The 25552-nt window shown below is 46.6% G+C and carries 27 protein-coding genes; 3 read left to right on the plus strand and 24 right to left on the minus strand.

The genetic code is table 11. The features are described 5' to 3' along the window. Positions 1–94: 94 nt before the first annotated feature. The 5 genes from KNP00_RS00985 to KNP00_RS01005 all read right to left on the minus strand — a co-directional run bounded on the left by KNP00_RS00985 (position 95) and on the right by KNP00_RS01005 (position 3555). Entirely contained in the window at positions 95–802 is a 708-nt protein-coding gene (locus KNP00_RS00985; protein WP_240542642.1) for a 3D domain-containing protein, read from the minus strand. Between the two features lie 241 nt (positions 803–1043). Continuing rightward, positions 1044–1493: a GDYXXLXY domain-containing protein gene (locus KNP00_RS00990; RefSeq protein WP_215141435.1), complete on the minus strand. Its 450-nt coding sequence runs from the start codon at positions 1491–1493 to the stop codon at positions 1044–1046. Next, positions 1490–2674 (minus strand): DUF2157 domain-containing protein, encoded by a 1185-nt coding sequence (locus KNP00_RS00995; RefSeq protein ID WP_215142248.1) that lies wholly within the window; start codon positions 2672–2674, stop codon positions 1490–1492. The genes KNP00_RS00990 and KNP00_RS00995 overlap by 4 nt, the downstream gene beginning before the upstream one ends. 16 nt (positions 2675–2690) lie before the next feature. After that, positions 2691–2891, minus strand: a complete 201-nt coding sequence (locus KNP00_RS01000; protein WP_012726121.1) for a DUF2187 family protein — start codon at positions 2889–2891, stop codon at positions 2691–2693. A gap of 40 nt (positions 2892–2931) precedes the next feature. Then, positions 2932–3555 carry an NUDIX hydrolase gene (locus KNP00_RS01005; RefSeq protein WP_240542643.1) on the minus strand — a complete coding sequence of 208 codons (624 nt, stop codon included), beginning with the start codon at positions 3553–3555 and terminating at the stop codon, positions 2932–2934. A gap of 114 nt (positions 3556–3669) precedes the next feature. On the opposite strand from KNP00_RS01005, the gene KNP00_RS01010 reads away from it, so the two are divergent. Next, on the plus strand, positions 3670–5208 hold the full coding sequence (locus tag KNP00_RS01010; RefSeq protein WP_215141439.1) for an FAD-dependent monooxygenase: 1539 nt from the start codon (positions 3670–3672) through the stop codon (positions 5206–5208). A 46-nt stretch (positions 5209–5254) separates the two neighbouring features. Here the strand turns inward: KNP00_RS01010 and KNP00_RS01015 are convergent, their stop codons facing one another. Beyond that, positions 5255–5512, minus strand: a complete 258-nt coding sequence (locus KNP00_RS01015) for a hypothetical protein (RefSeq protein WP_215141441.1) — start codon at positions 5510–5512, stop codon at positions 5255–5257. A 95-nt stretch (positions 5513–5607) separates the two neighbouring features. Between KNP00_RS01015 and KNP00_RS01020 the strand changes: the two genes are divergently transcribed. Next, complete coding sequence (locus tag KNP00_RS01020) at positions 5608–5895, plus strand: hypothetical protein (protein ID WP_215141443.1); 288 nt, start codon at positions 5608–5610, stop codon at positions 5893–5895. A 33-nt stretch (positions 5896–5928) separates the two neighbouring features. On the opposite strand, the gene KNP00_RS01025 is transcribed toward KNP00_RS01020, so the two are convergent. The 8 genes from KNP00_RS01025 to recU form a co-directional block, all read right to left on the minus strand. Continuing rightward, positions 5929–6504 carry an NERD domain-containing protein gene (locus tag KNP00_RS01025; RefSeq protein WP_215141445.1) on the minus strand — a complete coding sequence of 192 codons (576 nt, stop codon included), beginning with the start codon at positions 6502–6504 and terminating at the stop codon, positions 5929–5931. 20 nt (positions 6505–6524) lie between these two features. Then, the gene (gene gpsB / locus KNP00_RS01030) at positions 6525–6821 is read right to left on the minus strand and encodes a cell division regulator GpsB (protein WP_215141447.1); all 297 of its coding nucleotides are present in this window, start codon (positions 6819–6821) and stop codon (positions 6525–6527) included. Positions 6822–6825: 4 nt separating this feature from the next. Beyond that, a complete protein-coding gene (locus KNP00_RS01035) occupies positions 6826–7371 on the minus strand; it encodes an SLOG family protein (protein WP_215141449.1) in 546 nt (181 codons plus the stop codon). Then, positions 7368–8531, minus strand: a complete 1164-nt coding sequence (locus KNP00_RS01040; RefSeq protein ID WP_215141451.1) for a ribonuclease H-like domain-containing protein — start codon at positions 8529–8531, stop codon at positions 7368–7370. The genes KNP00_RS01035 and KNP00_RS01040 overlap by 4 nt, the downstream gene beginning before the upstream one ends. Then, positions 8528–10777, minus strand: a complete 2250-nt coding sequence (locus tag KNP00_RS01045) for a DEAD/DEAH box helicase (RefSeq protein ID WP_215142250.1) — start codon at positions 10775–10777, stop codon at positions 8528–8530. Before KNP00_RS01045 ends, KNP00_RS01040 begins: the two co-directional genes overlap by 4 nt. Positions 10778–10794: 17 nt before the next feature. After that, complete coding sequence (locus KNP00_RS01050) at positions 10795–11355, minus strand: hypothetical protein (RefSeq protein ID WP_215141453.1); 561 nt, start codon at positions 11353–11355, stop codon at positions 10795–10797. Between the two features lie 80 nt (positions 11356–11435). Next, a complete protein-coding gene (locus tag KNP00_RS01055; RefSeq protein WP_215141455.1) occupies positions 11436–14024 on the minus strand; it encodes a transglycosylase domain-containing protein in 2589 nt (862 codons plus the stop codon). Positions 14025–14044: 20 nt separating this feature from the next. Continuing rightward, positions 14045–14671 (minus strand): Holliday junction resolvase RecU, encoded by a 627-nt coding sequence (gene recU, locus KNP00_RS01060; RefSeq protein WP_215141457.1) that lies wholly within the window; start codon positions 14669–14671, stop codon positions 14045–14047. A gap of 339 nt (positions 14672–15010) precedes the next feature. On the opposite strand from recU, the gene KNP00_RS01065 reads away from it, so the two are divergent. Then, complete coding sequence (locus tag KNP00_RS01065) at positions 15011–15862, plus strand: DUF3800 domain-containing protein (protein WP_215141459.1); 852 nt, start codon at positions 15011–15013, stop codon at positions 15860–15862. Positions 15863–15898: 36 nt separating this feature from the next. Here the strand turns inward: KNP00_RS01065 and nth are convergent, their stop codons facing one another. The 10 genes from nth to panB all read right to left on the minus strand — a co-directional run bounded on the left by nth (position 15899) and on the right by panB (position 25431). After that, the gene (nth, locus tag KNP00_RS01070; protein ID WP_215141460.1) at positions 15899–16555 is read right to left on the minus strand and encodes an endonuclease III; all 657 of its coding nucleotides are present in this window, start codon (positions 16553–16555) and stop codon (positions 15899–15901) included. Further along, positions 16555–17139, minus strand: coding sequence for a DnaD domain-containing protein (locus KNP00_RS01075; RefSeq protein WP_215141461.1), 585 nt, complete (start codon positions 17137–17139; stop codon positions 16555–16557). The genes nth and KNP00_RS01075 overlap by 1 nt, the downstream gene beginning before the upstream one ends. Positions 17140–17201: 62 nt before the next feature. Next, a complete protein-coding gene (asnS, locus tag KNP00_RS01080) occupies positions 17202–18503 on the minus strand; it encodes an asparagine--tRNA ligase (protein WP_215141462.1) in 1302 nt (433 codons plus the stop codon). Between the two features lie 20 nt (positions 18504–18523). Next, on the minus strand, positions 18524–19711 hold the full coding sequence (locus KNP00_RS01085; protein ID WP_338082246.1) for a pyridoxal phosphate-dependent aminotransferase: 1188 nt from the start codon (positions 19709–19711) through the stop codon (positions 18524–18526). Positions 19712–19731: 20 nt separating this feature from the next. Beyond that, a complete protein-coding gene (locus tag KNP00_RS01090) occupies positions 19732–20214 on the minus strand; it encodes a hypothetical protein (protein WP_215141464.1) in 483 nt (160 codons plus the stop codon). Then, on the minus strand, positions 20211–20396 hold the full coding sequence (locus tag KNP00_RS01095) for a YpmA family protein (protein ID WP_015881492.1): 186 nt from the start codon (positions 20394–20396) through the stop codon (positions 20211–20213). Before KNP00_RS01095 ends, KNP00_RS01090 begins: the two co-directional genes overlap by 4 nt. Before the next feature lie 65 nt (positions 20397–20461). Beyond that, positions 20462–23272: an ATP-dependent DNA helicase DinG gene (dinG, locus tag KNP00_RS01100; RefSeq protein ID WP_215141465.1), complete on the minus strand. Its 2811-nt coding sequence runs from the start codon at positions 23270–23272 to the stop codon at positions 20462–20464. Between the two features lie 106 nt (positions 23273–23378). Beyond that, positions 23379–23762 carry an aspartate 1-decarboxylase gene (gene panD / locus KNP00_RS01105; protein ID WP_215141467.1) on the minus strand — a complete coding sequence of 128 codons (384 nt, stop codon included), beginning with the start codon at positions 23760–23762 and terminating at the stop codon, positions 23379–23381. A 5-nt stretch (positions 23763–23767) separates the two neighbouring features. Then, positions 23768–24598 carry a pantoate--beta-alanine ligase gene (gene panC / locus KNP00_RS01110; RefSeq protein ID WP_215141469.1) on the minus strand — a complete coding sequence of 277 codons (831 nt, stop codon included), beginning with the start codon at positions 24596–24598 and terminating at the stop codon, positions 23768–23770. Then, positions 24598–25431, minus strand: coding sequence for a 3-methyl-2-oxobutanoate hydroxymethyltransferase (gene panB, locus KNP00_RS01115; RefSeq protein ID WP_215141470.1), 834 nt, complete (start codon positions 25429–25431; stop codon positions 24598–24600). Before panB ends, panC begins: the two co-directional genes overlap by 1 nt. Positions 25432–25552 lie beyond the last annotated feature (121 nt).

Raw genomic sequence — 25552 nt, forward strand, 5'->3', positions numbered from 1 at the left:
ACTGTTTCCAATAATGGAAATTCAAATAGTATTTTGCCCGTTTCTCTACTATGTTAAACAAAAAAAGGTTCTCATGACTAGAGAACCTTCCAAATTAATAGAGAGTGACTTGAATATGTCGACGCCCCCATTGAATCGCATCTTGTTTAGAATCGACCAACAAATCAACGATGTGACCTTTGATTCGACCACCTGTATCCAAGGCAATGGCATCACCGACACCTTGAATATGGACTTTCGAACCTAACGGGATGACCGATGGGTCGACCGCAATGATTCGCATCCCATTATAATAAATGGAATCCGTCACATCATGACCAGTTGCAGTTAAAACTCGACCGCTATATGTTTTATTATCAACAACATCATTCGAGTATGCTGTCGATTCAACCGTCAACACATTTTTGCTTGTCGTCGTGGATACCGGTGTCGCGTTGACCGACTGATTTGAAGATGCCTTTTTGGCTGCAACCCGCGCCTCTTCCTTACGTTCTGCCTCAGCTTTTCGTTTCGCTTCAAGTTCAGCAAGTCTTGCCTTCTCTGCTTCCTCTTTCTCTTTTTGAAGACGTTCTGCTTCAAGGCGTTTTGCTTCAGCTAAACGTTTCTCCTCGGCAATCTTTTTTTGACGCGCGATTTCTTTCTTTCGCTCTTCTTCAATCGCCTGTCGTTCTAACTCAATTGGGTTTTGTACAATCTTCTGCTCCGTTCCGATCCCGATTTGGGCAGCATCCGCTTGTATAGTGCAAGTGAACATGCCAATCATTGCGGCTCCGAAGAACATCATATATTTTATTAATTTCATCGTAGTAAGGTCATCACCTTTCTCGTTATGTAACGAACAGATGTTAATTTACCACGACATGCAATACCAAAGTAGTCATTTTATCGAAGTGAAACATTCCTGACATATGTCCAAAAAAGTGGTTACAGATTGTAACAATTGAAAAAAACGTTGATATATATAGCATTCACAAAAAAATTACAGAATCGTTACAACTTAGCGTGTAACAAATCTGTAATCTTCTTGTCATCATATTCTTTTATTATTTTGACTTTAAATCATACATTCTTAGCATGCCCCACGGTGCGATATCGACTTGTACCGTGAACGACTGCTCGCCTTCGACCGCTTCAACCTCATCTTGAGATACGCGATACACGTTCATTTCTTCTATATAAACGACTCGATCGAAATAGTTTGCCCGAACGCCCCCAAAGAACGGATTTGACTCGATTCGATCAATCGTTGCAAAGCCATCGTCCCCTTGTTGAAATGATACGTAAACTGTCCCCGTATCGACGTCATGTCGTCCTTTGAGCGCATCATACTCTAAATAGATAGAGTCTCCAAAATAAGGATCGTACGGCTCATAGGAAGTCCCCTCAAACGTATATGTCTCCCCGACCCATGAGACAGCGTATACGAGGATCACAAATAGTATGGCGATAAAAACTTGTATAACAGGGATCGTCCATTTAGAAATTCGTCTCATGTCGTCACGTCTCCTTTCGTTCGGTTACGCCACCATAATGCGAGCGACAACGCAAAGACGATTAACGCACCGATAAAGAAGAAGAGTGATATATCAAGGCGATCCCATACATAAATGAAATAAATCGTCAGTTGAACGACTAAGAAGTAGATAAAGGCGAACGTGGTCGGTTGCCTTGTCATATCTTGACGAATGAGGTAAGACAGAGCAATCACCTCAATGATGATAGCTAGTAAGACTCCTGTATCTTCAAATAATGCGAACGGAACGATCGCAAGAAAACTTACCCATAGAAGGTCGCTTCGCCTATGAATCAAATAGACGGCTACGAAAGCAATCGACAAAAGCGTCGCCTCAAAGATTGAAGGCGGTCTTTGAGAAAGCCAACGCTCAGTGACATGAATCAAATACCCGATGGAGAGAACGGCTGCGACAAACAAGTAGGTTGCCTGCCAGGCGGCTCGTTCACGATAGAACAACAGGAACACATGTAAGATGACAAGTGACCAAAGTGGCCACAACCTACCTTCATAGTCAGCATATTGTCCAATCAAATTGAGAAGACCATAAACAGTCAACCATGCAAATGTTCGATCGAATGTCTCTTCGGTGAAATGGAACCATGCCCATGAAACGATGAGACCAAATACAATCAATATGAATCCGATCCCATCAAAACTACTCGTAACGGCTACAAATGCTGCAATCGCAGCAATGATGGTGAAGAAGACATGTTTATACAATAGACGGTGGAGTATCGCCATCGCGAGGATGATCCAAAATAGAAGTGTCACCTGGCCCGACAAATGGTATGTCGTAAAGATGACGGCCATGGTCGCAACAAAGAAGGCAAATCCCAGTACCCTCAATAATGTGACATACTTAGGAGCTTTCAAGCGTACTCGTTCAGCCAGCGCATAACATCCGACCATAAATAGAAGGAACAGTCCGATTTTTAATAGGTCAGGAATCACCTGCCAATTGGCCGCGACAAAGCTAAATAGACTGAGTGCCAATAAAATCGATCCGACAATGATTAAAACGGGCGGCTTGTGATTTTGTCGCTCACTAGCCGCCCGCTGTTCATACTCATAGTCGACTAGTCTCTTACCGGTCGCTTCGTCCAACAAACCCGCCTCTTGCCATTCACGTACCTTTTTGTCAATGGACACCTGAATCATCCCTTTCGGAAAAAAATCAGCTGGCGCGTTCAATCAGTTCCAATTCTGATTTTAGTAATACTTGTTTTTCAAACTCAAGTCCGAGTTGTTGAAACTCTTCCATGATTGATACGTCTCCAATCACGGTATTGGTCAGTACGGCAGTCACTTCAGCGACCCATCCTTCACGAGTCGACTTCACGATATCACCTACGAGGAACTCTTCAGACACACCCATTCACTTCCAATCTAAATTTGTTTCTATCATTATAACGAAATTATATCGGTTTGAATACGTTTTCTTTTATCCGATTAATGAACTGTGTCAGAAATTTACCAGTTAATCCCCAAATGATGTAATCTTCATGTTCATAAAATGGTTCTTTCATTTTTATTACCCGTTTTTGATACGCTTTAGCATTCGCTAGCCGATCAAGCGGAATATTTTGATCGGGACTCATCGTCCATTCCATCTCACCGTGGAACGGATCGATCATAAGGAGCGTCGAAACAGAGACCGTGAACAAGTGATCTACCTCATCCGTCCCCTCAACACTCGGATACTCCGACAAGATGCCGACAAACGGATAAATCAGTTGCCTTTGAGGTGTAGCGAGCGGTTTCAACTTTCCAATCACCTCGATTTGACTCGAGGAAATCTCAAGCTCTTCGCATGTCTCCCGGACAGCCGCCTCGACCGGTGTCTCTCCCTTTTCAAGACGCCCACCCGGAAAAGAAATCTCTCCAGGCTGCTGACGCATCGTATGCGCACGCACTTCAAAGATGACGTGCCATTCGCGATTGATTTCCACGAGCGGGATGAGCACCGCAGCTGTCTGCTCATAGTCTTCCTCCATTGTAAAACTATCTCGAATCTGTTCTTCCGTGATCCATCGTCGCAATATGTTCACTCACCTTCCGTCATTGAATATCTTGTATCGTTCTCTATACCCTACTTTTCGTTTAGTCGCTTCCAATGTCGGAAATATCATTATTAATGATAGGAGTTGATCATCGTGGAGGAACAAGTAGATGTACTAATAGTCGGTGCGGGACCGACCGGGCTGACGCTCGCTCTCACTCTAGCGAGATATGGTGTTTCATTTCAAATTATCGATCAAAAAACGACCCCATCGGATAACTCACGAGCCATCGGCATTCAACCTCGGACAATCGAAGTGTTTTCTCGATTAGATGTCGCTCAAGAAGTACTCGAACGGGCTAGAACGATTGAACGAGGGAATCTATATTTCTCGGGTCAGTGGACGGCGAAGCTCGAGTTTTCAAAACTCGTCAGTCCATATCCGTTCGTCACGTTGCTACGTCAAAATGAGACAGAACAGATATTAGAACGCGCCTTAAAAAAGCATGGTCATACCGTGAGACGAGGACAGACACTTTCGTCCATTACACAATACCCGTCTCGTACGATTGCTCACTTGAAAGCTGTAGATGGGTCGAATCGTTCCGTCGAAGCGCGGTATGTCGTTGCGGCCGATGGTGCGAATAGTTCGATTCGTCGCATGCTCGCTCTACCGTTCAGCGGAAAATCGTTCAAAGAGTCATGGGTGCTTGCTGATTTAAAGGCAGACTGGCCAATCTCTAAAGAAGAGGTTCACATTTTTTTCTCAAACCAAGGCGTACTAGAAGTGTTTCCACTCACAGACGAAACGATTCGGATTACCGGGAACTTGAGAACTGACGAGTCGTTTACAGAGTCAGATCTTCAAGAACTCGTCGAACAACGAAGTCTAATGCCTGTCACCATTCATGATGTTGAATGGTTTTCACTGTTTCGCGTTCATAATCGAATGGTGGATGCCTTCATCCATAATCGCATCATCCTGATGGGCGATGCGGCACACATCAACTCTCCCGTCGGTGGACAAGGAATGAACACCGGAATTGCAGATGCGTTCAACTTAGGATGGAAACTATGGTTACATTTAAAAGCCGGTGCACCACATCAAGTCGTCTCCACTTACCGAGATGAGCGGGAGCATGTGGCTCGTAACGTCCTTCAAACGACGAACATTGCGACCGAAATGCTTCAGACGACGTTACCGATGTTATTGCCGTTTCAAGCCATCGGGGCTGACGTCTTCACGCGTGTCAATCTCGTCAATCAAAAAATTACGGAACGCATCTCACAGCTCCACTTATCCTATCCGAAGGCACTTCGCGTCCCGTTCCGTCGCGTAGCTGAAGGAAAGATCTTTCCTGAAACGGAGATTTTACGAGCAGATGACGGATTTCGGACGAAGATATCCGAGATCGCCGATGGACGATTTCAAGTACTTTTATTCGATGATGGAAAACGTGATTTGACGCCTGTTTATGACTACTTAAACGAGCATCAACCTTTCTTTCAAACAATCACTTTGTCGAGGACGAGTCGTCCATTTTTCGACCAAGGAAACGAACTCGCAAAATCGCTCTTTATGAAGCGAGGGATTTTGGTCATCCGACCTGATGGCTACTTGTTACACAAACAACATCACGTTCGGTTGAAACCGTTAAAAGACAAGCTATCCACATGGCTACCGTCACGTTGAACATTCGAAATAGAGAGCCTCACCTAAAATTGGGAGGCTCTCTATTTCACTTGTCTTCTCCAACGTTCACATATAAGATACCTGGTTTTGAAAGTGTCAAATCATAAAACGCTTCGAACGCTTCGATATCCTCTAATTTGCGAAAATCAATCTTCCCAGTTTCTTCGTTTGGAATGGCGACGACGATTCCTTCTTCTGTGGACTTGATCATGCCCGTTTGACCGTTCTGAATCCGAATGAACAGGACTTGTTGATTTTCAAGATGCGAGATTGCCTCTCGTCTAGACTGAATCGTTTTTTTCATAAAATCCCCTCTTTTCCATTTCAGTATAACGTTCGGTTCATATTGCTTTCAACTCTCCACCCAATTAAACTTATGTAAAGAAGGGGTTGAACGTATTGGAAACACTATTGATCATTGCACTTGCAACATTGTTTATCATCTTGGTCACGATTCGAACGATTCGTAACTTGAGATGGGTGCGCTTCGGTGAAGCGTTCGGAAAACAAGGAGAAGAACTGTTAGGGGATTATCACTACCTGACAGAACAAGGAATCACTTGTCGTATAGAACAAGGGCTTCCGACAGGAAAATTGCTAAAACCGCTCGCAAAAAATTTAGATGATCGCGTCGCCTTGTTCGTCCATCGAGAGGATGCAGCAAAAGCGAGGGAGCTTTTAAAATAAAAAGATGGCCGAAAATCAAATTCGGCCATCTTTTTATTTATGTACTTGTCTTTCTGAACAGTAGTAGGCGATTTGTTTAACGAGCGGTTCCGTCAAAGTCTCAAGTTTCGTTTTGTTGATGACTTGGTCGACAAGGACGAATGAATCACCACAATTTGACTTGACCCGTTCAAGCTTCAGCCGTTCCGTCTCAGGGAAAATTAAAAAAGAGTAAACCGGAATGACATGACCACATTCTTTTTTTAGACGAGACCGGACTTGCTTGGTCATCCGTTCTAATTCTGTGACAGGATGCGGATAAACATGTTTCCATCCCATCGAGGTCTCCGTCCGACATTCCCGGTTCGTCATATGGACAGGGGCTGGAGTTCGGTTCAATTGAATCAAGAAAACACCTTTCGGGCCGACGAGCACGTAATGAACGAGATCATCCCCGAGTTTGACATGTTCAATCATCATCCAATCAAAACGACATGTTTGTCTGATGTTTTCGACGAGACGGTCTGTATAGCAAATCGGTGCTTGCTTTACTTCTTCTTTCATACGAAACAATTTCTTCGTCTGTTGTTTGACAGGTTGTTTTTCTGTGGCCGTTAGCACTTGTAACATGGACTCCACCCCCCTATTCTTTATTCGCTTGGCCCGACTTGCTTACCAAACACCGCTTTTTCGAGATTTGAAATGCGGCGTAGCATGTCATAGTTTGAGGCGACCGGTTGCGTCGGTTTGGCACGTTCTGCTACAGGTAGAGGCTCCCGACGCAACGAATCATTTTCTTTTTGAAGACGCTCGATTTCTTTTGTCATTTTTTCATAATCACGGATGACCACGTCCAAAAATTGATCGACTTCTTCTTGCGAATAACCTCGCAGCGCCGTTTTGAATTCTTGTTTATAAATTGCTTCCGCGGTTAGCTCTGTTTGCATCGTATCACTCCCATTGTTGTTCCCATTGTTTTTCTTCCTCGATGACGCGTAAATCTTCCTGTGTGATCAAAAAGACGTCCATGTTGGGCTTACGTCGTGCCCCATCCACTAGAAAGCGTGGACTTCCTTCCGTTTCTTCGTCATAAAGCGTAATCAATCCTTCTGCCTTATCTAAAAAGAACGCCGTTTTTGCGCGTAACTGACTCGGGTCTTCATATGGTCGGTTCGTCAGCGGTTCAAAAAAATCCGCCTCAAGTTGCAATCGCACAAACAACTCCTGTTCAAACGGCTTATACCGTTCATCCATATTCAAAAACGGAGGAAACACAGCAATCTTAATCGGATATGATTCTCTTAACTCTAACAATACTTGTCCTGCCCATAATTCACAACCGTTCGTCCCACTAAAAATGAACCATTCCGCACCAAGCTCGATCACTTCAAGTATCTTTTTCCGATAGGCTTCCTGAATGATTTCTATTCCTGGATGGTCGGCCTTGAAGATGCCGAGTTCATGTGGACGATACCCTGTGACGGCTACTACTTTCATGATTGCTTCCTTTCTAGACGAGCCAAACGATGCTCCAGCTCGTCTTGCTCACGTTTAATTGTTTGGCGCAATACCGCCCGTTTTTGCTCGAGCAGTTCCATGGCACGTCTCGTATAATCGATCGCTAATGCCATATCCTTCTTTTTATGCTCCGCATATTTGGCAAGTTCCACATAGCCTTCGATTGTATGCAGCGATTCAAACAATGGAATGGCCTGCTCGATTCGCCCGGTTCGTTTCAACAGCATCGCTTGACGCATGACAGCACGCTTTGAAGGGCTCGACAGTTGCTCGAACTCTTTCAGCGCACTCTCTTGCTCCCCGAGGTCGTGAAGCCAATGCGCACGTTCCTCTCCGTAATCCGTTCGTGGCGTCATGACGAGATGACCGAGCCGTGTATAAAGGGAGACAAGGCTCAGACAATCCGCATGGTGGTGCTCAAGGACAGGTAATAAAATTTCTGGATTTCGTTCCTTCACATACTGAAAGTAATGCATCGGGGCCAAAAAACCAGGTAGGTCGTCGGTTCGACCATGTCCAAAATATGCTTCGACCGCTTTAAGTGAGACCGACTCTAATCTCGGTTTCAACAATCGTCTCGCCGCATGCAACAGGTCGACATGTCCGACAGAAGGTAACTGCTTGACCTTTGATTTGACGAACGTGTGCCTCGTCTTGATTTGAGGCCAGTCGAATGACTTCCCGTTATATGTGACGAAGCGGACCTCATCTCCAATATCTTGTAGAAAATGATAGTAGAAGGCCGTCTCAAACGCAGGATGAGGTAAGACGTATTGAACCATCTCAAGTTGTTCCGCTCGAATTCTGGCAAATCCGATCAAAAAAATCGACGTACCAGAACCACGTAACCCTGTCGTCTCCGTATCCATAAAGAGGACATGCTCCGGTTCTAGGTCGACCGTGAAGAACGGATGTTCAGTCCGATGCATCATCTGTCTCGCTTCACCGAACTCAAAGTCGTGATACACCTCGTCGAGCGGATACGTCTTGTGAATCCGGACACACCATTCCCCTTCGAACGTTAAGATCTCACCACCTTGTTCGACCCACTTCTGTTGCTCCACCTCATCGGGTGACGTGACACGTGATGATTCGACAGGCTCTTTCGTTTTGATTAGTCTAGATAGTTTTGCTTTCATATCGATCCTTTCAAGGCTTGTAACTGACGGATGACTTGATGTTTGAAATCCCCGTATCCAACGATGCCGACACAGCGAGGGCATCCACTTTCACATGGACAATCAAGTACCGTCCGCTCTGCTGCCTCAAGTACCATGTCCGCATCTTTGTAAAGTGCCTCACTTAGTCCGATGCCACCGGGATAGCGATCGTATAAATAAACGGTCGGCTTATTCGTGTGCGTCGACTTCATTTGGATGGTCGTGAACAAATCGAGTGTATCGCACATGAGATATAGTGGTGCGAGGCGTCTGAATAAGTCGCTGACCGCTTCGAGTTGATCTTCAAGGTCTGCCTCCGAATAAGCGAATCGTTCATCTAATGTGAACCAAGTCGCCGTCGTATGCAGTTCGCGCTCCGGCAGATGAATCGGACCCGATCCGATATTCTCGTGCGTTCCAAACTTGATCTTTTTGAACAGTGTGGCCATCGCGATGACCGACACTTCCCCAAACGTCTTCGCCCCATCCGTTTTATTCTCTTCTAGTACTTTCAACTCCACTGCTAAGTTCGCATCCGTATAGTAATCAACATCAACTCGACGGACAAACGCCTTCTTCTCTTCAAAATCTAGTTTCTCGACTTGATACTGCTCGGCACCATGCAAATAGATCGCCTCATCGTGCAATAGCGTCATCGCACTGAACGTGTCCATTTCACCGATCACTTGATGTTTTGCGGTTTGATCGACGATGACGACATTTTCTTGATCACTCGTACGAAGCGAAATGTCGTGGGCCGGGAATGAATCCGTCATCCAATAATATTTATCAGCCCGCTCATGTAGCACGTGTGCATCTGTCAGAAACTCCAAAACCTCTTCTGGGTCGACCGTCCCGAACCGTTCATTTTTATGAAACGGCAGTTCAAATGCGGCACATTTGATATGGTCTACTAAGATGATTAAATTGTTCGGGTCAAGACGGGCCGCTTCCGGCGAACGATCTAGAATCATATCGGGTTGTTCGACGACGAGCTGGTCGAGCGATGAGGAGGAGGCGACGAACACGACGAGCGACTCAGACTGACGTCGACCCGCACGCCCAGCCTGTTGCCAAAGCGAGGCGACCGTTCCAGGATAACCGTTTAGGACACACGCTTGAAGTTGCCCGATGTCGACACCGAGTTCTAGTGCATTCGTCGAAACGACCGCTTTAATTTCGCCATTTCGCAACCGTCGTTCAATCTCTCGGCGTTCAGATGGGAGGTAACCGCCACGATAACCGACTATCGACTTTGGTCCGAGCTCTCGACGTGTCAATTCTTGCAAATACGTCAACAGTACCTCGACACGTACACGCGACCGTGCGAACACGATTGTTTGAATGTTCGCCTCAACGAGTTTTGAGGCGATGCGTTTCGTCTCGAGCGTCGCACTTCGACGAATGCCAAGCGCTTCATTGACGACAGGTGGATTATAGAAGACGAGATGTTTCTTTCCTTGTGGTGCACCATTTCGGTCAATCAATACGACTTCTTCTTCTGTCAACACTTCAGCGAGTTCACGTGGATTCGCGATGGTCGCTGATGTCATAATCCATTTCGGGTGACTCCCGTAATAAGCACAGATTCGCTTCAAGCGGCGGAACACGTTCGCCACGTGGCTACCGAACACGCCACGATACGTATGCAACTCATCGACCACGATGTACTCCAAGTTTTCGAACAATCGAATCCATTTCGTATGGTGTGGTAATATCCCCGAATGCAACATATCTGGATTGGTGATGACGATATTTCCCGCATCTCTCACTTTCGTACGAGCAGCAGGAGACGTATCCCCATCGTACGTAAAGCAACGTAAGTTTCCTTCGAGCGCCTCGACCATCTCCATCAAATCACTGTTCTGGTCTTGGGCGAGGGCTTTTGTCGGATACAGATAAAGTGCGCGGGCAGTCGGTTTCTCAATCATCTTTGACAAGACGGGCAAGTTATAACAAAGCGTCTTTCCTGACGCAGTCGGCGTGACAATGACAGTCGAGTGACCGTCAGCCGTTTGTTTTACGGCTTCGGCCTGATGCGTATAAAGTTGCTCGATTCCCCGGCGCTTCAACACTTTCATCAGTTGATCCGGTACTTGCTCTGGAATAGGTGCATATTGTGCCGGACGTGCATCGACCGTGTGCCAATGAGAAACGTTTTTATAAAAACTCATGTCTCCTCTCAACTCTTGAATCATCTCTTCAACAGAACGCGATTTACGCATCATTTCACCTTCTCTCCTTAAACATGTGAAGGTGCAAGTTCTATGACGACTTGGCGGATTTGATGAATCCGTTCATCTCGTATCATCCTCGATACAGCGGGCATTTTTAAAATCGTCATGTTTTGAAACGTTGTTGCGACATGCTCATTCTCTTCTTCAAGGCGGGTGAGCACGTCTGAAAACAGACGCTGCGTCGATCGACCGAACAAGACAATGGTATGTAGTTTCGTGCATTTCGAATGAACCGCTAATAGATGTTTGGCATAACGTTGCACCGTTTTATAATAGTCTTCATCTGTCGATAACGTTTGACGGTTGCCAAGAAGTAAATCCTGATAATAAGATTCATCACCCGTGAACATCGTTTCGACACCGATACGTTTTAAATAAGGATGTCCAATCGCTTCAGCGACGGTTTGATCATGGATGAGACGACCGAATGGTATGGACTCTTCTAACAACTGATGTGCGAGCTTTAACCCGAGATGTCCGCAAAGAGGTATGCCAAAATCATCGTCTTGTAGCCGATCCATGACAAGTAATACTTTCATCTTACGTTTTAAAGAGAGTTGAACCATGTGTCACCATCCTGTTCCCTTTCTTTTCATTATAACAAAGTCACATGAAAAACAGGGCGCACAATGTCGCCCTGTTCCCTTTAGTCGTTTTCGTTGTTTGCATTGCCGTTCCCACGATTCGTATCAGATGATTCGTCATTGGATTGTCCTTCTAACGGGGCATCTGAATCGTTTTCTTCAACCGTTTCATCTGTCCCTTCGCCTGTGTCTCCATCAGTCTCTGGTTCATCTGAATTTTGATCGTCATTCGTATCTTCTTCGTTGCTATTGCCATTGTTTTCGTCTGATGACCCATCTTCGTTGCTGCCTTCTTCAGACGTGTTTTCTTCTTCCTCTTTCGGCTCTTCCTCCGGTTCGATTGAATAGCTCGCTTGCGCTGGGGCAGACTGCTGTTCACCCGTCAGCGGATTCGTCGCTTTGGCGACGATTGTGAACGTCGTCTCTCCTTCTGGCAAGTTCGAGATATCCACACTCGTTTCTCCGGTCGTCCCAACGACTTGTTCACCACCATCGGCTGACTGTTGCGTCACAGTGAATGAGATGTCTGAATAGCCATCTGCTTGTGCACCATCAAAATCGAATGACCATGAGACAGAACCAGCCTGTGAACTTTCGTCATAATTTACGCTCGCCCCAGTCGGAGCTACCAACTTCTCAGGTTGAAGATCCTTTGGCTTCGTCCCTTTGACATAAAGTTCATTCCCGAGTGATAAGACTGAGTCTGGACGTTGGAAACGATCGGGTTGACCCGTCGCGTTCGTCACTTGTTGCATCATATACTCGAAATAGTATTGGGCATGGTCCGGGTCAAATGAAGCGACTGTCGAATCTTTTGTTTTCCCTGTCCACACGGAGATTGAGTAATCCGATGAGTATCCTGTAAACCATTTGTCTTTCGGGTTCGTCGAGTTCGGCTCGTTCGTCGTTCCCGTTTTTCCTGCCACGTCCCAAGGGAATGCGCCAGGTACATATGTTCCGCCCTCGGCACTTACCACGTCACGGAGCATGTCCGTCAACATGTATGCCGTGTAATCCTCCATCGCCTGCTTCGCTTTGATTGGCGAGTTGATACTCGAACCGTCATTGAACTCAATCTTCTGAATCAAGTGAGGTTTCGTATACATCCCGTTCGCACCGAGTGCCGCATAGGCTGCCGCCATTTGCGTCGTACTTGCCTCAGCCGTACCGAGTGCGTTGGATTCATTTAATTGATCGCCAGAATATGAAGGTTCGATGCCAACATTTTTGACGAACGATTCAATCGCTTCTTGTCCATACTCATCCCGCACTTCTTGGAATGCACGAACTGCCGGTGTATTCGCAGAAATCTTCAAATATTGACGCATCGTGTTTGGACCACGGAAGCCATTATAATAGTTGTTTGGTTGGTACACGCCCTCCAACTCGGCATCAAGAAGTATTTTCCCTGTTGACCATTGCCCATTTTCAATTCCAGGACCATAATCGAAGAACGGTTTAGCCGTCGATCCGATCGGATATTTCTCATTTGAATAGTCACGATACGTCGTGTCACCTTGTTTCGCCTGTTGACTGTCAACGATTGCGACAATCTCACCTGTCTGCGTATTGAGAACCGTCGCACCCATTCTCAAGTCTTCAGGGAAACCATTTGTTTGTAAGTTGACGTTGTTCGATTTAATGTCGCTATTGATTTTCGTGTGCAAATCTTTATTGATCGACGTGTACACTTTAAGCCCTGTGCCATAAATATCTGACTGTTCAAGGCCATAGTCGTCTTCTAATTCTGAGAGGACACGTGAGTAAATCGCACGGGTGAACGACTCTTCTTCTGTCTCTTCACCCGGCGAGATGACGTCGGCAATCTCAACATCAAGCGCCTCATTGTACTCTTCTTCCGAAATATGACCGTCACGCTTCATGGCGGACAACACTTGTTCTTGACGATAGCGTGTCAACTCTTGGTCACCATTGATCGGATCGTACGCACTCGGACGCTGTGGAAGGCCCGCAAGAATTGCCGCCTCCTGATAGTTGACGTCAGAGACCGGTTTATTGAAGTAGCGTTTCGATGCGGTTTGGACACCGTAGCCACCCGTACCATAGTAGTTTTTATTCAAGTACATTTCTAAAATCTGTTCTTTCGTATACTCTCGTTCGAGTTTGAGCGCAAGCCACTGTTCTTGCAACTTTCGCTTCAGCTTTTTGTCCTGCGAGAGGAACGATTGCTTCACTAACTGCTGCGTGATGGTCGACCCACCTTCTGAACCGAAACCGTCCGTCAGGTTGGCGATGACCGCACCGCCAATCCGACGGATGTCGATTCCATTGTGCTCGTAGAAACGACGGTCTTCAATCGATACGACCGCTTGTTGCATCACTTCGGAAATATCATCGATCGAGACATACTCCCTAATCTGACCGGCCCCTTCAAGAGGTTCCCCTTCAGCAGAGATCAACTGAATTGGATACGTGTCGACGAGCTTCTCTTCGTCGAGCTCGGGTGCCGTCGCAATCGCATATACCGTATACGCACCAAATGCGATGACCGCTGCAATAAATAAGATAAACCCTAATAAAAAGATGCGTTTCCACATCGGTTTCTTACTCTTCGTCTTTGGCTGTTTCCCAGCTTTTTTACGTTTATTCGTCGTCGAATCTTGTCGACGTGCGACCCTACTTCGCTCCATTCATGGTTCACTCCTTCTATTCAATCGAGCCATTGATCTAACACCGTCAAATAATCAATCGACGGTAAGGCTCTCGTCGGAACTTCAATCGCTTCCTGCTCAATAAAGCTGAGCGGAATTGATTTACGTCCCGTCAATCGTTGTTCCCACCACTGAACAAGTTGCTCTGTGGTCAATACATATTGCGTATTATAGCGACTAAAGCGGATGATGACAAAACAAACCCCTCCTTGACGCTCACACTCACGCATATGTTCAATTTGGTGTTCATGGAAATTTCCGAGCGGAAACGATGTTTTATTATTCGTTTCTTTCGCTTCAAAGTCAATGTACTTGCCTCGATATACGCCATTATAGTCGGTTGTGGATGCCTGCTTAAAGTACGCTTCCGTCACTTTGGCAGCACTTCGTTTCGGATAATCGACTTTGACGATTTGAAGAGGCGTAGGTTTTTTATGGATGACAGCTCGATGATGAATCCGATAAAACTCATTCGTTTCATTCAATAGCGTCTCCAAATTCATTCCGCGATTCGCATAGGTTTGAGAATTCGATGGTTGTTTCGAAATTCCTTCTTCCTTTGTTGTCTTTGTCACTTTCGCCTTTTTACCGTTTGGATAATGGAACAATGTCGTCACCCCATACATACATATTAACAGGTCGGTCCACTCGTTCCTTCCGTCTCAGGTCTGATTGTCGACTTCTGTCGGTCGACACTTATGTGGAATTACCGCAACACATATCGTACCAAACTCCGGTATGTTAAACTAGTATGTAAGCGATTGTGTATCCAAATTGAAAAGCTCTCGTTATGAATCGTCTGATGTTTTTCTGTAGTAATGGCACCTATTATGATTAACCAAGTTCCACACTTGGTAAACCTCATAAAGTGTGCAATGAGTGTGCAATGGACAGCTGGAAATGCCGTCTGGAAATAAATTGGGTGACTTGAAATCGTTGATATAGAGTCGTTTTGGAGGGATTGGATGGAAAGTGGAAAGAAGTATGTCATGTTCGTCGATGAGACAGGCACACCGAAAGGAAACACACAATTTAATTTGACTGGTGTCCTGATGGAATACAAATATTCAATCGATGCAGATGAGACTGGATTACCGTGTGAGTTGAAGCGGCGTCTTCGAACGTTCAAACGAGACGTCTTTCATACCGAGCAAATCCCATTGCACTTAAAAGAGATTTTGAAGGCCGAGCATCCTTATGGGAAAGAAGATGGGATCACGATTGATATGCTTCGTGATTTCTGGGATAAGCTTCCTGATTTTTTACGGGGAATCGATTGTACAATCGTCAGTGTCGAAGTCGATAAACAGAAATTACACGACTTTTATTCAACGCCAAAGGACCCGTATGTCGTCGCATTCGCGCACTTGATGAAGTCCTTTTATGCGTTTTTAGAAGAAACTGAGGCGGTCAGTGCCCGTGTCGTCCTTGAATCACGAGATGATTATCAAAACTTACTCATTCAAAAAGCATTTTTTGATATTTTTAACTCGGGTACGGTCCATCTCGATGTCGAAAAAAGTCGTCAAAAAATTAAAGGATTCATCTTTTCTGAAAAGCAGAACACGATGTATCAATCTGGCCTAGAAATCGCAGACCTCGTTTGTCTACCACTCTCACGCGTTCGTCGAGGTGTCATCGAGGTAAAACCACGGTTCGTCCATTATGGGGACGAGAACCGAATCTTTAAAGCCATCAAGGACAAAATTTACATCCGTAAAGAAAGTCCGGACCAAGATTTCCGAAACTGGGGCTTCAAAAAGGTACCAATCACGAAAAAGCGTCGTGAGTGGAGCGACCATCCTTGGAACCATTAAAAAACGCATCGACACAGCACGTGTCGATGCGTTTTTTCAGGTGATTTTTGTGGACTTCATCCGTTTCTTTCCTTCTCGGCACATATGAAGGAGCGGGCACGTCTCACAGGCAGGTCGCTGGGCCTTACAATGATAGCGTCCAAAGAAAATAAATTGATGATGGAGTTGAGACCACTCATCCCGCGGGAACTTCTTCATCAACGTATCCTCGACTTGACGGACGTTATCTTTCCATCGGCAAATGCCGAGACGTTTGGACACCCGTTCCACATGTGTATCAACCGCGAATGCTGGTTCGTGGAATGCAACGGACAAGACGACGTTCGCTGTTTTGCGACCGACACCTGGGAGGGCCTCCAGTGAGGATCGGTCAGAAGGAACAATGCCCCCATGCTCGTTCACAATTTTTTCTGAGAGTGCCTTCACGTTCTTTGCTTTGTTCCGATAGAGACCAATCCGTTTAATCAATGTCTCAATCTCGGATACGTCAGCCGCCGCCATCGCCTCGACAGTCGGAAACGCTTCAAACAAACCCGGTGTCACCTTGTTGACGAGCGCATCCGTCGCTTGTGCGGAAAGCGCGACCGCGACGACCAATTCGAATGGATTTTGATGCGTCAACTCGCAATGAGCGTCCGGGAACATCTGCACCATCGTATCTGACACTTCTTGTAATTGTACTCTCGTCAACATCACTTGTTCCTCCGTTGATATTCCACAACATCCTCGAGCGACTCGACGTGATGGTCTTGCCACACGCGCAGGATTTTATCCATATATTTGAAATTTCGCACATTTCGCAGTTTTGCCTCTCGGAGTGCGGCCATGATAAGCTCTTCACTGAAGCCATCTTCGGTCATCCATCCGACGATTTGTTCAATCTCAAACGGGGTGATTGTCCCGAACTCTCGCTCAAACGTATGGATGATGTTTTCGTTCAACGTCTGCTGTGAAGAGACCTTCTCCTCACCTTGCAACGCATCAAAAAGCGGCAGCAGGCTATACCGTTCCCCATGATTCGAAGCCTCAATGGCAATCAACTCTTTTTGCAACAGACCGAGGAGCACAGACCTCGCCTCATTTTCAGAGATATTCAACCGTTTCCCTAACTCGCTCGGGAGCGGCATGACAATCCCTTCCCCGGTCATTTCAAGAAGATGGACGATCAGACTGAACTCGACAGGTGATAAATCGAGTCGTCTCGCATCAGTGAACAGTTTTCGCGGAATGACGACCGGACTTTGCTCGAATAATTGGATCAATTGATGTGCATCCATGTCGCACTTCCTTTCTAAGACACATCAATCGGGGAGGACATGATGTCTTCCCCGATCAATCGTTAAGGGTGGATTCGGTTTAATAAACGTGGGAACGGGATCGCTTCGCGGATATGCTCGATTCCACTGATCCAAGCGACCGTACGCTCAAGGCCGAGTCCGAAACCAGAGTGCGGGACCGAACCGTATTGACGAAGTTCGAGATACCAGTCGTATGCCTCTGTTTCATCGAGACCTTCTTTGATGATCTCTTCTTTCAGACGATCGTAGTCGTCTTCACGTTGAGACCCCCCGATGATTTCTCCATATCCTTCTGGTGCAATCAAGTCTGCACAAAGAACGAGTTCTGGATTTTCAGGATCTACTTTCATGTAGAACGGTTTGATTTCTTTTGGCCAGTGCGTGATGAAGACCGGTTGGTCGTGTGCGTTAGCAATCGCCGTCTCATGCGGTGCACCGAAATCGTCGCCGTATTCGATGTCATCGAATCCTTCTGCCTTCAAGAATTTGATCGCATCTTCGTAACGGACACGTGGGAATGGTGCCTTCACTTGCGCCAATTTTTCAAGGTCACGTCCGAGAAGTTCAAGCTCGTTCTTACAGTTCGTAAGTGCTGACTGTGCGATGTAAGAGACGTATTGCTCTTGAATCTCAAGGTTCATGTCATGATTGAAGAACGCCATCTCTGGCTCAATCATCCAAAATTCAATCAAGTGACGACGTGTTTTTGATTTCTCTGCACGGAACGTCGGGCCGAATGAGAATACTTTACCGAGCGCCATGGCAGCCGCTTCCATGTACAGTTGACCCGTCTGTGAGAGGTAAGCAGATTGACCGAAATAGTCTGTCTCGAACAACTCTGTCGTCCCTTCCGGCGCACTGCTCGTCAGGATTGGCGGATCGATTTTGACGAATCCTTCTTTGTTGAAGAACTCATATGTTGCCCGAATGATCTCATTACGGACTTTCATAATTGCGTGTTGGCGACGTGAGCGGAGCCATAAGTGACGGTTGTCCATCAAAAATTCCGTTCCGTGCTCTTTTGGTGTGATCGGATAATCGACAGACTCCGCAATCACTTCTAGGTTTGTCACCTCTAGCTCAAATCCGAGTGGCGTACGTCCGCCATCTGATTTCACATTTCCTGTGACATAGACAGATGTTTCTTGTGTCACACCTTTGGCAAGAGTGAACAATTCTTCAGCAACGTCGGCTTTTACAACGACCGCCTGAGCGAAACCGCTCCCGTCTCGTAGTTGAAGAAAAGCGATTTTTCCGCTAGAACGCTTGTTGGCGATCCAAGCCCCAACGCGGACTGTTTGGCCTTCATAGTCTTTAAACTGGTTAATCGAAATAGTTGTCATGTTCATTTCCATCCTTTCGCTTATCGAGTGCGCTTCGTAATGAAGTCTTCTACTCGATCGAGCGCTTCTAAAACGCGTTTTAATTCAGTTGCATATGATAATCGAACATAATCGCCCTGCCCGAAACCAGAACCAGGGACGAGTGCCACGTTTGATTCCTCTAGAACAGCCTCACACCAAGCATCGACCGTGTCAAAACCGCTCTTTGTAGCGGCAACCTTTGCATTGGCGTATAAGTAAAAGGCGCCTTGTGGCTTCAAGCAAGTGATCCCAGGAATGTTGACGAGACGATCATAGACAATCTCAAGTCGTTCCTCGAACGATTGACGCATCATCTCAACATCATCTTGTGATCCGTTATATGCCTCCACCGCAGCAGCTTGGGCGACTGACGTTGGGTTTGATGTCGAATGCGAAGCTAGGTTTGTCATCGCACTGATGATTTTTGCATCGCCGACGGCATATCCGATCCGCCAACCTGTCATCGCATGAGACTTCGAGACCCCATTGATGATGATGGTTCGTTCACGCATATTCGGGAGTGTCGCAATCGATACGAACGTTGCGTCACCATAAATCAGTTTTTCATAGATCTCATCGCTCACGACGAGGAGATCGTGCCGAAGAACGACATCGGCGAGTGCCTGTAGCTCTTCTTTCGTGTAAATCATTCCCGTCGGATTCGAAGGGCTGTTTAAGATGACGGCCTTCGTACGTTTTGTAATCGCATGCTCGAGGTGTTCCGGCGTCAATTTAAAGGAAGTCTCTTCATTCGTGTCGACGAACACGGGCTCACCATCCGCCAACTTGATTTGCTCTGGATAACTGACCCAGTATGGTGTCGGGACAATCACTTCGTCCCCTTCATCTAGAATGGCTTGGAACAAGGCATAAAGGGCATGTTTCGCACCAGAGGCGACCATTACTTCGTTGCGCTCGAACGACAATGCGCTATCGCGTTTCGTCTTTTCTATAATGACATCTTTCAAGGCGACCGTACCGCCTGAAGGTGTGTATTTTGTATCACCTTCACGAGCTGCTTGACACGCTGCATCGATGATTCGATCTGGCGTATTAAAATCTGGTTCGCCTGCCCCCAGTCCAATGACATCTTTACCTGAAGCCTTGAGCGCCTTCGCCTTAGCTGTGATCGCTAATGTTGTCGACGGTGTGAGTTGCTTCACACGTTTCGCTAATAGATGTTCCACGATAATCCCCCTCTGATTCGTCATATGTTTTGGTCGGACAATTGGACGCGCCGGATATATTCCCCGGTTTGTAGTGTGTAGTATGAATACGTATACGACGTCTCTGTTTTTGTGACCACTTCAATCAATGCTCTCTTGTCAAAACCGACCTTGCAGCTGACCAGTTGTCCGCCCGTCTCTTCGACCGAACGTGAACAGACATCCGTCACGCCAACTTCACCGACCTCACGTTCCTCTATATCTAACTTGTCATTCAATGGAACAAACCAGATCTTGTCTGTTCCTGTAAAGACGACGTACGTTTCTGTTCCGTTGAATAGTTCTCCTCGACCTACCTTCAGGTTTGGGGATTCGTCAGCCAGTCGCTCCGTCGCCGCTTCGATGAGCTTCTCTTTTTGAATCTCTGTGTGGCCGATGGTGAATCGATACATCACGCTAAAGACAAGGACGACACCAACAAGTGCCGCCAGCAGAGAGACGATCCATTTTGACTTTTTCGTCATTCTGTACGATAGATGGTGAAGACCATCTCTTCTTTCTTCGGATCATTCACTTTTTTCTCTAGTGACAAACCGAACATTAAATCCTGACTTTTTAAAGTCCGATTCAATAAGTCGACAATCTTGTAAACGTCCGCAGTCGGTTCAATGCGTACGCTCGCCAGCGTCTCAATATTCGAGTTCATATTGACTCCTCCTCCAAAAACACTATACGTATCATTATAAAACGATAACATCATGATGCCTAGCGTTATCTATCATTTCGTGCCACTGACTTTTCCTTCTCATCTAAAAACAGCTCCAACTCTGCCAGTGACGTTTCCAGAGACCCTTCAACCCGGTCCACCTTAGGCAAACTGTTGATAAATTGTTTGCCGTAACGCGTCGTCTCGACACGACGGTCGAACACAAAAATGGCACCGTAATCATCGCTTGAGCGGATCAATCGACCGACCCCTTGTTTGAATCGAATGACCGCTTGAGGAAGTGATAGCTCAAAGAATGGAGACTTCCCCATCGATTCAATTTTTTCGGACCTTGCTTGCATGACAGGTTGGTCAGGAGGTGCAAACGGGAGTCGGACGATCACAAGACACGTCAACGCCTCGCCTGGTATATCGACGCCTTCCCAAAAGCTAGCTGTTCCGAAGAGAATCGATTGTTCCATGCGTTTGAACTGTTTCGTCAAACGGCTTCGGGAACCTCCGCTGACGCCTTGCGCAAGAAGCGTATAAGAAGGATCTAGGTGGTCTTTCACTTGCTCATACGTTAGACGCAACAATTCATTAGAAGTGAAGAGGACGAGCATTCTTCCTTTCGTCACGTTCGCGATTTGAACGATCGACCTTGCCGTCTGGTCTACAAATTGAGGAAGCGGCACGTCATTGATCAGTGGGAAATCATTCGGTACAAACAGTTTCGTCTGATCCTTATAGTTGAATGGAGAAGGCAACACGACCCTCCTGACCGATTCGTTTTCTAGTCCGAGCCGTCGTTCCATGAAGCTGAACTTCCCTGAGACCGTCATCGTCGCCGACGTCAAAATCGTCGGTCTCTTTTTAAATAGTCGCTCGTGTAGAAGAGGTCCGATTTCGACCGGTTGCGTATATACCGATGTCAACTTTCGGTTCCCTAAATTCAGTTCGACCCAACTGACTGAATCGTCATCCTGGGCTAACATCGTTTCATATATGACACCCTCTAGCTCTCGAACGTCTCCAATCAACGTTTTCAAGTCGCTTAGTAGCGCACGTTGTTTAAACGTCATATGCTCTTTACGCTCATCTAACAGTCGATGGAGGTGTCTGATAGACGTCCGAAGCGTCCGAAGTTTATCTTCGAGTCGATTTGCCACCTCTCGAATCGGTCTAAATGAAGCGCCAGTCCGTTCGAAACGAACAGTTTGTCGAGGTTCTTTCTTCCTAGTAAGCGACTGGAGTGCCGTCAATAGATCTTCAAGTTCTTCCTCCACCCGTGTAAGCGATGCATCAATCTGTTGACTGAACGCTTCTGCTTCTTCAGTGACAGATGTCAAATCGGCCAACTGAATGATACGTGAATGGAATTTACCATCCGCTCCATACCCGAACCATTTAAACAACCGATCGAATTGAATCGCATCAAATGTCATACCAAAATGATGAGAGGCCACTTCCTCAACTTGATGTGCCTCGTCTAACACAAGAGGTGTATCAGTCGGCAAAATACCTGCCTGATGCTGTAAATCAGAAAACAGTAAGGCGTGATTCGTCACGATTAAATCGGCTTCTTTCGAGCGTAAGACAGCTTTTGTGAAGAAATCACGACTATACCATGGATCAAAACGACCAAACTCACTTGAGGAATCGGCCTGGATCAATCGTTTGAACGATGCCGGTCCATGTGTTGCAGACCCAGGGAATGAAAGTTCTTCTAAATCTCCTGTCTCTGTCTCAGTTAGCCAGACGAGAACCATCGCTTTACACATCGACGCCAATAGGCCGTCATTCGATTCGTCAAGCAACATTTCGAATTTACGTAAATCGATATAGTTTCGTCTTCCTTTTAGCAAAGTGAATTCAATTTCAGGAAAAATCTGTCGAAGCACGGGCAAATCTCGATTCAGTAGCTGTTCCTGCAATTGGATTGTATGTGTGCTTATGACGACAGGACGTTTCGTCTCGAGTGCGTGATGCGCGCTCGGAATCAAGTACGCCAACGTCTTTCCTGTTCCGGTACCAGCTTCGACCAATAACGTCTCTTCGTCATCTAATGCTTTATACACGTGACGCATCATCTCGAATTGACTTTGTCTCGGTTCGAACTGTTCAAATAGCGCAGGAAGCGTCTCTTCAATCGTACGATGTAGAAACGGTTCGAACGGTTCACGCTCTATTGCTGGGACGAACGTATCATTCGGACGATGTAAAGCAATCTTCCGATGGATATCAAACCGTGATTCATCATCTGGACGGATCCCTACCTCCACAATGACCTCATCGAGTAACGGTTCGATATGACTCGTCCATGATTCGGATAAATCGCGGAGTCGCTTCAACGTTACGACCGGTAAATCTCGTAATCGATCGAGCATTTGAATGAAGAGCTCGGCTGTCGCCTCTGCATCACTAAGCGCTCGATGCGCATCTGTATGTATGAGGTCGAACGTATCTGCCAACGCTTCTAACGTATGGCTTTCAAGCGTCGGATAAAGAATACGAGCCATTTCAACCGTATCGATCGCCCTTCCTTGAAACGGAAGATACCCAGCTTGTTCAAGACTCTCGTTTAAAAAAGTTAAATCAAATGCAACGTTATGTGCCACAAATACCCGTCCATCTAATATGTTCCAAATGTCGGGAATCACTTCTTCAAATGTGGGTGCATCACTAACATCGGCATCCCGAATCGTTGTCAATTGCGTGATAAAGGGTGGAATCGGTCGACTCGGCCGAATCAAGGTGCTGTAGCGCTCAATCGCTTCACCACCTCGTACGACGACCGCCGCAAACTCAATTAGTTCATCACCGGACTTTACGGAATGACCCGTTGTCTCTATATCCACAATCACATACGTGTCCATAACATCCTTCCCATCTTTGGCACGCTCGTGCTTTCTGTCTGTCTCATCTTACCATAGAACGAACGACGAAAAAACGGGGATGCCTCTATAGACATCCCCGAGTCTTTTATAAAATCGTATGAGCGATCTCTTCGTAAAGAAGTTGATCAACTTCATTTTGCTCATTCAATACAGCGACTTTTGGACGATGCGTTTTTGCCTCTTCCGCGGTCATTTGACCGTACGCCATAATAATGATGACGTCACCGACCTGGAAGTGACGAGCGGCCGCACCGTTCAAACAAACCACCCCCGAACCGCGTTCTCCTTTGATGACATATGTCTCGATTCGTGCGCCGTTATGGTTATTCGTGATGTGGACGTGCTCGTTTTCCATGATACCGACCGCATCCATCAAATCCTCATCGATCGTGATTGAACCGACATAGTGTAAGTTTGCCTCTGTCACGGTTGCCTTATGAAGCTTCGCGTGCATAAATGTACGAATCATCAGATTCACCCCTTCTTCCAAATCACATTATCAATCAATCGGGCCCGTTCAAACTGAACGGCCACCGCGAGCAATAGTTCTGTCGAGTCGTTTGAGACGACTCCGAGCGTCGGGTAGTCAACGACCTCGACGTAATCGATTTGACTGTTCGGAATCTCGTCTAACCGGTCCGTCAATTGTTGCTTGACCTTCTTTGGGTCATCCCCCGCTTCGAGCGATGCTTTCGCTACCGTCAACGCTTTATAAATTTGACTTGCTTCTTCTTTTTCTTCATCTGTCAAATAGACGTTCCGGGAAGACTTGGCAAGTCCTGTCTCCTCACGCACAATCGGACAACGTCGGATTTCGACCGGGACGAAATAATCTCGGACATATCCTTCAATCAGGGCCACTTGCTGGGCATCTTTCAGACCGAAGTAAGCACGTGTCGGTCGCACAAGATTAAATAATTTTGAGACGATTGTCAACACACCATCGAAGTGACCCGGTCGACTTGCCCCACAAAGCACATCCGCCCCGTGACGGACGGTGACGCGCGCCATATCGAGTGGGTACATCGTTTCTGTCGTCGGGTAGAATAACAGGTCGACTCCTGCCTCACGTGCCAACTTCTCATCTCGTTCAAAGTCCCGTGGATAACGATCGAGATCTTCATTCGGCCCGAACTGTGTCGGATTGACAAAAATACTCATGACGACGAAATCATTCTCACATCGCGCGTTCTCAACAAGGCTCATATGCCCTTCATGCAAATACCCCATCGTCGGAACGAAACCGATTGTTTGCTCAAGCGGTAAAGCATGTTGTAACTCTTTTACGGTTGATACGATCTTCATCATTTCCCCCCGTACAACGAGTCGAGTAACGACTCATCCATCGTGAACGTATGGCGTTCTAGAGGAAACTGACCGGTTTTCGTCTCATTGACATACGTTCGAATCGCATCCGTCGCCATCTCGTTCACATCCGCATAAGCTTGGACGAATTTAGGTAGGCGGTCTACACCATACTTTAGGACGTCATGATAGACGAGCACCTGGCCATCGACATCCGCACCGGCTCCGATTCCGATGACCGGAATCGTCAATTTTTCTGCGATGCGTTTTGCTAACTGGTGCGGCACACACTCGAGGACGAGCATCTTCGCACCGGCACGTTCCGCAGCCAAACTATCTTGTATGAGTGTTTCGGCAGCCTCGATGGACTTTCCTTGAACTTTATATCCTTCTAGCACCCCGACCGATTGAGGGGTCAACCCTAGATGGGCGACACACGGCATCCCGACTTGCGTCAGGCGCTCAATCGTATGGAGCACGTCTCCGGCACCTTCTAGTTTGATCGCATCTGCATGTGCCTCTTGGAACAAGCGGGCTGCTGCTTGAAGCGTTCGATCAAAATCTCCATGATAGGTCGCAAACGGCATATCCACCACTACGAACGTGTTCTTCGCCCCACGGCGTACCGCTTTTGAATGATGGAGCATGTCCTCCATCGTCACTGGGATTGTCGAGTCGTAGCCAAGTACGACCATCCCAAGTGAGTCACCGACTAAAATTAAATCGACCCCCGCCGCCTCGGCAAGTTTGGCTGACGGATAATCGTACGCCGTTAACATGACGAGCTTTTCTTCTTCGTTCATTTTTTTTAACAATGAAGTCATCGTGTGCATCTGTTTCTCCTCCTAAACGTGGAGACAGGAAAGAATAAACGCCTTCTTACACAAATGGCAAGAAGGCGCACGAAAAACAACGTTCATGGTTTTCATGAGTTAGTGTCCTTCTGTCCCTGTC

Source organism: Exiguobacterium qingdaonense (genome assembly GCF_018617855.1).
Taxonomy (GTDB): Bacteria; Bacillota; Bacilli; order Exiguobacteriales; family Exiguobacteriaceae; genus Exiguobacterium; species Exiguobacterium qingdaonense.